A 6,734-nucleotide genomic window follows, 5' to 3' on the forward strand; every position below is an offset into this window, starting at 1 on the left:
ACGCACTGCGCTGCCGTCACCCGCATGCGAGGGCTGCGCGCAGGATCAGTCGGCAGCGGAAGGAGACGCCGACATCACGCCATCGATCCAGTCGGCGTAATGGCTCAAACGCACGTTGCAGGTGACCTGGCCATAGCGCCCGGGTCGCGTCGTCAGCACATTGCCCTGTACGACCTTCCAGGAGCCGAGTCCGGCCAGTTGCCATTGCCCGTCGCGTTCGATCAAGGCGGGGCCACCACTATCGCCGTTGCCGAGCACGCCCTCGCGTGGCAAGGCTGAAGGTGGCGCATCGAACACGTAGCAGAACCAACGGCCGTATGCGCTGCTGACCTTGTTGAAGGCACGTCGCAGCTCGGTGCGGTTGGGACCGCCGGGATCGTGCCCGGTATCGCCGGTTCCGGTCGCGCCCTTGCCGATCAGCTGGATGATCTGACCCAGCTCATCATTGTCAGCATGGCGTGCGACCGGAACGACATCGGTGACCGGCTGGCGCAACCGGATCAATGCCACGTCATCCGAGGCCGCAAGGAAGGCGACGATCAACATGGCCTCGCCACTGGCCATGGCTTGGTCAATCAGGGCCTGCGGCAGGGGCTTGTAGCCCGGATGGACCACCACCTGCTCCACGTCCCGCGGCTGCCCGTTGATGACGACCTGCTTCAACACCGTATGTCGCGGAAGGGTGTGCGCTGCGGTGATAGCCCATTGCGGGGCAATCAGGCTGCCGTGCCCTTCGCCGGGCATATCGACCAGGGCGGGAAAGGCGCTGGCCGGTATCCGATACGTCGCGTCGTCCACATCATGGCGGATGACGATGGCCGCAACGGGGGAGGACATCGCGAGAAGAAGTGTGGACAGCAGCAGGCGCTTCATGTGCAGGCTCTGGTCGTGGAATGGACATGGAGTTCGACAGCGAAACCGCAACAGCGCAACACGGCCGGCGGCCGTGTGTTTCCTCAACGGCGAAGGTATCTCGCCAGCGCTCCAACCGTGCATAGTGCGGCGACTGCAAGCGGTAGATAGCCAATCCGAGCGCCCTGCGCAAGCAGCCCTGCAGCTGCCAGTGACGCCGATGCGGCGGCGATCGCCAACTGTTGTGAAGTGAGGCGATTCAGGTGCTCCATTCTATGCCTCCGATTGAAGTATGGCTGTCCCGGCAAGCGTCCGGGAGCGAAGTGCCAGCCTGCAACACTGGCATAAAGGCGGTCCGAGCGGGTACGTGGCTCAGCACTGGAACCCCAAGATCCGCTCGTTGCCCGCGGCATTGCTGCGATCAAGATCGCTGCGACGCTCAAGTGCCTGCGTGCAGCCGCGTGGCTTGATGTACTCGCTGACCATGTCGAGCAGATCATCGGTCTCCCAGGCCTGCGTGTCCTTCGCGCGCACGTGGATGTAGTACGGCTGCTGGAACATCACGATGTAGGTGTCCAGCACATAGTCGCGACCGGCATGGGAAACTTCGGCGTGGTTTTCATCCACCTTCACCCAGTTGCGTTCAACCAGACCGCTGTCGGCGGCAACGCTGGACGCTGAGAGAAGGGCGGCTGCGATGATGACTGTCGTGGTGATTCCTTTCATGTATGACGCTCTCGAACGGGGATTGGGATGGCTTGCCAGGCCGAAGATCGGACCTTCGGCCTGCATGGATAGGTGCGTGCGGATTCCTCGGCATGCCTGCCGTACGCTACCAACGATAGCTTGCGGCGTTCACGAATGCACCGCGCTGTGGCTCAAACGCCTCGTATCCCAGTGATTCGAGGACTGCAATGAGCGTTATCAACGTTCCCAGCGTGTCCGGATCACTGGTGTCAGGGTGCCAGTCGGCAATGTGCGCCTGCTGGAAGCCAATGAGGATTTCAAAGGACGCGTCGGGAAAGCCCGGCAAGGGGATGTCGATACAGATTCCCTGCTCCTCCGCCTGTTGATACGGGCTGGGCGCGGAACCCGGGATGGTGCCGAGAATGGCGGATGCCACGCGTCGAATTTCCAGAAGTTGCCCTGCATCGAGCGTAATGTCTTCCTGGTCCTTCAGTTTTTCCATCTGGTCGAACTTTGGCGAATCGCCAACAAATCGATAGAACGAAATATCAAATCCCATTTGAAATCCTATCGCGGTGCTGTGTGCACGGGCGCAGCGCTTGGTGCATGGCCCGCTGTTTCGTGGATACGCTAGTCTGCTGATCCCGAAGCCTGCGGCGCTGCCCAAACCTATGCGGTAGCCGAGCCCCGATCTTGGCAACTATGCCCATGAGTGGCAAACCAACGGAGTGCAGCACATGGAACGGCGCGCTGAAGGGCACGTACAGCGGATGGATGCTTGGCGGGTCGGCCCTTCGAGCGGGACCTTGCTTGTGGCAGTTATCAGGTATCGAACGCTTTTTTCTATGCGGACGTTGTCCAGAAGTAATGGATGAACTCATCTTCGTACTCGGCCAGCACGGAGACGGTGAAATCGGTCCTCATCGAGTACATGAGCAGTGCTCCGACAAAGCCAGTTGGTGGGTGCAGTGGGAGCGGGAGCGGTGCAACAAGCTCGCTGGAGCTCTCCATGACCATGCGGTTGAACGTTTCTTCGGAGATAGGTTCAAATTCGGCACCATGCAGGTAGGGCGCGAAATAATGTTCCCGGGTACTCCAGTCGTCAGTCCGCTCAGCCGAGCACCAGAACCTCAAGCCGTTGTCTGCAGTCAGCCGCGGAGCACGGGTGATACGAATGCGCTCCTCGGAACACGGCGTTCGGAACGCATGCTGCGGATAGGTGGTGAAATGGAGGCCGGGGTAACACCCTGAAAACGTCCAGTGAATCAGCTTGCTGTGTTCTATTGCGGCGAGATCGGTGCGGGTGAACATAGGGGATTGTTGGATTTGCATTCTTTCGAGGAAAATGCGGGTTGTCATTAATGCGTGAAATGCAATCAAATACTGAACAGTCAGCTCCCGCCATTGGAGAGTTGTTTGTATTCATATGCTCCGAAATCGTGACTGGCAAGCGTGCTAGGCACGAGCTAAATCGAGTCCAGCTTCTGGCCATGACTCAGTACAGAGTATTTCGTATACCTCCAAGCTGTATCCGTTGCGTTGCAATCCCTTACGAGGTTTGACCGCTACACGTATCCCTGAGTTGTGGCGTAATCCATGACATAAAAGGCCGAAAATGCCGGATGCGTACAATAGTCAATACGCGGAAGAGCTGCGTTGTGATGGGGTGATATGAATCAACTGAGTTCGGGCTGAAGAATTTGTTGAGTGGCCAACTAAACGTTTAAATGATATGCGTGGTGGCGTTGAATGAGTATTACGGTGGCTTTGTGAGGTCCGCCCACTTTGGCGGCCATGTCTACGTAGCCGTTGAACAGCTTTGTTGGGGCGTACTTATTTGTTAGATCAATCAGAAGAAGAATTCTGCTTTTTACGCTGACAGTGCTGTGCTTCAACTTCTCAAGCTCGCTTCTGTTCGCGCTTGAATACAAGCAAGTGGCTTGATTGTGGCCCGGAAACTTGATGTTGTGACTGTTAGCATCTTGAAGTTGCCTCGGTTGCACTGCTAGCTCAAGAAGCGCTGGATTGACGCCTCCGATTTTGAAGTCGACTTCGCCCTTTGCCACTTTGAATTCCGTATGAAGCTTGGGGTAGCGATCAACCAGATAGGTTACAACAGCAGGATAGAAGGAGCGTTCCGTTAGAAACGTCATAGGGTATTGGTCGGAAATGTCATACAAACGGAAGCCCATCGCCCTCGCCTGCTTCGTCCCGAAATAGGTAGCCATTTTTCGTCCTCCGTGGCTTGATTCTAGAATTTAAGCCGCGCCATGAAGCGGCGTCGGCTTGAATCAATTGGTAGCACTCATCTTTTAGGAAAAAGCGGTATTCGGCCACTGCGTGAAGTTGTGGTTGTACCCTTGGTGGTGCTGCAACAGCTCGTCCATCGGTCCCCTCTGTGAGATATAGCCTGCGGGAAACGCAACTACCGGCCGTCTGACCCTTCTCGGCTCGTTGCTCCGACCGGAATGTCAGTTACGCGATCATCTGATCCTTGACGCAAGGTCCAGTCGCTTGGAATAGCAATCTTCTTGCCGTCTGATCCTGTTCTTGTTTCCGACGTGAGTTTTCCGAAGTGAAGGCAAGCGCCTGAGCTAAACGTCGGCGAAGTCGTCTGCCTTGAGCGAACTGCTAGTCACGGATACCAGCTTTGAGGACATCTTGTGCGCGGTCATGCATAACCTTCGCGAAAATCGCGCTCATGAAGCCGATGAACGAAGCGACTACTGTGGTGATTAAAAACAATAGTGATAGCCCGAGAGAACTCAAGTCGAGAAAGTTGTGCTGCACCCAGTTCCACAAGGCGTTCATCTTGAGGGAGTTGACAAAGCGCTCTACTTCAGGGGTTGTGAAGTAGTACACCATCGAGAAGCACGCAAGCGAAAGTACTGTGAACGTGCCGCTGTAAAAGCAGAGCTTTGCGAACTTCGGTAGCGCCCCTCTCTCAATGTGCATAACTTCCTTCCGTAGCAGCTAGCGTTCGAGTTAAAAGGCAGGCGCAATCGTCTGCCACGATGAACTGTTTAATCAAGGTTTTCTCGTACAGGGAGTTTGCAATGGCGTGATACCAGATTGGTTTTCCTTCCGGGGTTGACTCCCTGCCTCACTGCTTCGGAGGAGCCGAGTGCAGATGGCGCAACTATGCTGCTCCCGATCTCATGGTATATCGCACGCCAGCTTTGATATGCCATGACAGAGCTTGGGTCATTGTTCTTGTATAGCTCCAATGCCTCGTTTGCTATCGTGTAGTCAAAATCATACTTTGACATCCAATATTTCGCTCCAACTGTTGTTTCGTCAAAAAGTCACTGGCTTACTAAGCGTGTAGGCGAGTAATTTTTTTCCAGCGAGACGCTTGGCGAATTATTCAGACCTTCCCTAGAGCCTGGAGCGAGAGGCGGGAGCGCTGTTGCCTGAAGTTGACAGGGGTTTCCTTACGGAACTGTTAGACCTCATTGTACACAAGGATTCCACTGTTGATCGCGGAGTTTGCATGCGTGTCGGCAATCTCTGATTGCTCAATGAATCCTGATTCCCTTGAGATCATTAGATCTATATTGCCAAAAGCTGCTTTTCTCGCCTCGGAAAGAAGTTGCCGATACAAGCGATCATGGATTGTTCCACCGGTACGGACGCCATCTGGCGCGGAGTCCGCCACAACTGCATAGAAGTCATGATCGCTATTGGGTCGGGGCGTCCCTGAAGCCCTGCTGCCGAATAGATAGATGCGGCGGAGGCCGTAGTTCGATAGATTTGCTCCGCAGAAGTTGACAACGAACTCAACAGTTGCTTTGTCGGCGGCTGCTGGAAGGATAGGCATGAGGTCCAACTCCTGAACTAAGCCGCACGGTGGAGCGGCGTTGGCTTGAATGAATTGTCAGCCTCTTGGGGCTCACTGGAAGAGCCGGCGCCATAGTGGCTTGGCAGGGGGCATGTACACCTCAGCAGGTATGCCGACAAGGGCGGGGCCCGAGAGTGTCGCGCCCTCAAGTGAGCTGCCTTGGTTTAGGGCCTCATTGACAGCCGCCAGGGTGGAGCTGCGAAGCGCGATGTTGCCAAACGTGCTTCTTTGCTCGGAATGGTACATGTCCATGCCGAGGCGAACCGCTGCTTGGAAGATCGGCTCCAGTTGAAATGAAAGCTCTATCCAATTGCCACTTTTGGACCTTGCACTGAACGTGGTTGGCAGATTGACCTTGGCGATGTGAGGGAGCAGAACCAGAGCGAACGCCTCAGGTGGCCAATCAATAAGCCGCCTGGCAAGCATCGAGTCCTGAGCCAACGCCAGGACGTTGGACTCAATCTCCGTATCGGTAATGCCATCCGTGCCAAGGACGGCAACGGCTTGCGCGACTAACTCCGGGGGAACTGTGGGCATTGGGAAGGGTGATGACGCTTGAATTGAACCGAGCCGGGCCGAGCCGCGGAGTGGCTTCGGCTTGAATGAACTAGCTTGTGGATGGATGGGCTTCAGTTCTTCATTACTTGGGCAACATGGAGCCATGCAGGTGAGTTGTACCAGTTCCCTACGTCGATATCACGAGCTGGTTCAAGCCATTCCACTCCGTCTTCAAGTGCATCCTCCTGGAGCGAGTAGCGGCCCATGGAAAGATCGTCCTCGAATCTCTTGAGATAGCGCGATACGGAGTCCGCCAGCTTGAGGGCAACTCCGTATTCACTGTCCACGAAGATCACCTGACCGACTTCACCTCCAGCCGTTGGCGCCAAGTCAACGAGGATCTTGGATCGACCATTGTCGTGGCCAATTTCCAGACGTAGTCGCCCGAAGTTGTACCCGGTAGCGATCCCAGGATCGGCAAAGCTCAGTGGATCACCGTCACCCTCTTGGAGCAGGCGGGGGAGTCCCTCCAAAAGCGATCCGATATCCGTGAAGACAAATCCGAAAGCGAAGTTTGCGGTGCTTCTCGGGTCGGTGCCAGCAGTAGCTCGATAGAGCCTGACAAGGTCGTTCGGAAGTGGCCTGCCGACGGCGGCCTCCAACTCTCTTATTTGTTCAGCGCTTGCACCCGGAAGCAACGCTTCTTCAACGCTTGGGGCTAGATTACCGAGAAGAGCGCGAATTCCTGACCTGAGACGAAACGTGTAGCCATTTGGATAGTGAGTTCTCTACCCTTAACAGGCAAGGAGAGCTCCATGAAGAAGCGATTTACCGACGAGCAGATCATCTCGATCCT

9 protein-coding genes are annotated in these 6,734 nt (G+C 55.7%); all 9 read right to left on the reverse strand.

Annotated features, from left to right (window positions below; genetic code table 11):
* Positions 1 to 45: 45 nt before the first annotated feature.
* Complete coding sequence (locus AC1VXC_RS17025; protein ID WP_481539809.1) at positions 46 to 873, reverse strand: S1 family peptidase; 828 nt, start codon at positions 871 to 873, stop codon at positions 46 to 48.
* 351 nt (positions 874 to 1,224) lie between these two features.
* Positions 1,225 to 1,578, reverse strand: a complete 354-nt coding sequence (locus AC1VXC_RS17030; protein WP_313174273.1) for a hypothetical protein — start codon at positions 1,576 to 1,578, stop codon at positions 1,225 to 1,227.
* 106 nt (positions 1,579 to 1,684) lie between these two features.
* Positions 1,685 to 2,098: a hypothetical protein gene (locus tag AC1VXC_RS17035; RefSeq protein ID WP_481539808.1), complete on the reverse strand. Its 414-nt coding sequence runs from the start codon at positions 2,096 to 2,098 to the stop codon at positions 1,685 to 1,687.
* 284 nt (positions 2,099 to 2,382) lie between these two features.
* Complete coding sequence (locus AC1VXC_RS17040) at positions 2,383 to 2,850, reverse strand: hypothetical protein (RefSeq protein WP_481539807.1); 468 nt, start codon at positions 2,848 to 2,850, stop codon at positions 2,383 to 2,385.
* 404 nt (positions 2,851 to 3,254) lie between these two features.
* Positions 3,255 to 3,767, reverse strand: coding sequence for a hypothetical protein (locus AC1VXC_RS17045; protein ID WP_481539806.1), 513 nt, complete (start codon positions 3,765 to 3,767; stop codon positions 3,255 to 3,257).
* A 403-nt stretch (positions 3,768 to 4,170) separates the two neighbouring features.
* Positions 4,171 to 4,494 (reverse strand): hypothetical protein, encoded by a 324-nt coding sequence (locus tag AC1VXC_RS17050; RefSeq protein ID WP_481539805.1) that lies wholly within the window; start codon positions 4,492 to 4,494, stop codon positions 4,171 to 4,173.
* Positions 4,495 to 4,984: 490 nt separating this feature from the next.
* Entirely contained in the window at positions 4,985 to 5,359 is a 375-nt protein-coding gene (locus AC1VXC_RS17055) for a nucleotidyltransferase domain-containing protein (protein WP_481539804.1), read from the reverse strand.
* Positions 5,360 to 5,431: 72 nt separating this feature from the next.
* Positions 5,432 to 5,917 (reverse strand): hypothetical protein, encoded by a 486-nt coding sequence (locus AC1VXC_RS17060; RefSeq protein ID WP_313174264.1) that lies wholly within the window; start codon positions 5,915 to 5,917, stop codon positions 5,432 to 5,434.
* A 92-nt stretch (positions 5,918 to 6,009) separates the two neighbouring features.
* A complete protein-coding gene (locus AC1VXC_RS17065) occupies positions 6,010 to 6,576 on the reverse strand; it encodes an SMI1/KNR4 family protein (protein ID WP_481539803.1) in 567 nt (188 codons plus the stop codon).
* Positions 6,577 to 6,734: the final 158 nt, after the last annotated feature.

This window comes from Stenotrophomonas sp. STEN033, from assembly GCF_056856655.1.

Excerpts from the sequence above, each read along its gene's own strand:
- AC1VXC_RS17045 (WP_481539806.1), bottom strand. The coding sequence starts at position 3,767 with ATGGCTACCTATTTCGGGACGAAGCAGGCGAGGGCGATGGGCTTCCGT.
- AC1VXC_RS17025 (WP_481539809.1), bottom strand. The coding sequence starts at position 873 with ATGAAGCGCCTGCTGCTGTCCACACTTCTTCTCGCGATGTCCTCCCCC.
- AC1VXC_RS17040 (WP_481539807.1), bottom strand. The coding sequence starts at position 2,850 with ATGTTCACCCGCACCGATCTCGCCGCAATAGAACACAGCAAGCTGATT.
- AC1VXC_RS17030 (WP_313174273.1), bottom strand. The coding sequence starts at position 1,578 with ATGAAAGGAATCACCACGACAGTCATCATCGCAGCCGCCCTTCTCTCA.
- AC1VXC_RS17050 (WP_481539805.1), bottom strand. The coding sequence starts at position 4,494 with ATGCACATTGAGAGAGGGGCGCTACCGAAGTTCGCAAAGCTCTGCTTT.
- AC1VXC_RS17035 (WP_481539808.1), bottom strand. The coding sequence starts at position 2,098 with ATGGGATTTGATATTTCGTTCTATCGATTTGTTGGCGATTCGCCAAAG.
- AC1VXC_RS17060 (WP_313174264.1), bottom strand. The coding sequence starts at position 5,917 with ATGCCCACAGTTCCCCCGGAGTTAGTCGCGCAAGCCGTTGCCGTCCTT.
- AC1VXC_RS17055 (WP_481539804.1), bottom strand. The coding sequence starts at position 5,359 with ATGCCTATCCTTCCAGCAGCCGCCGACAAAGCAACTGTTGAGTTCGTT.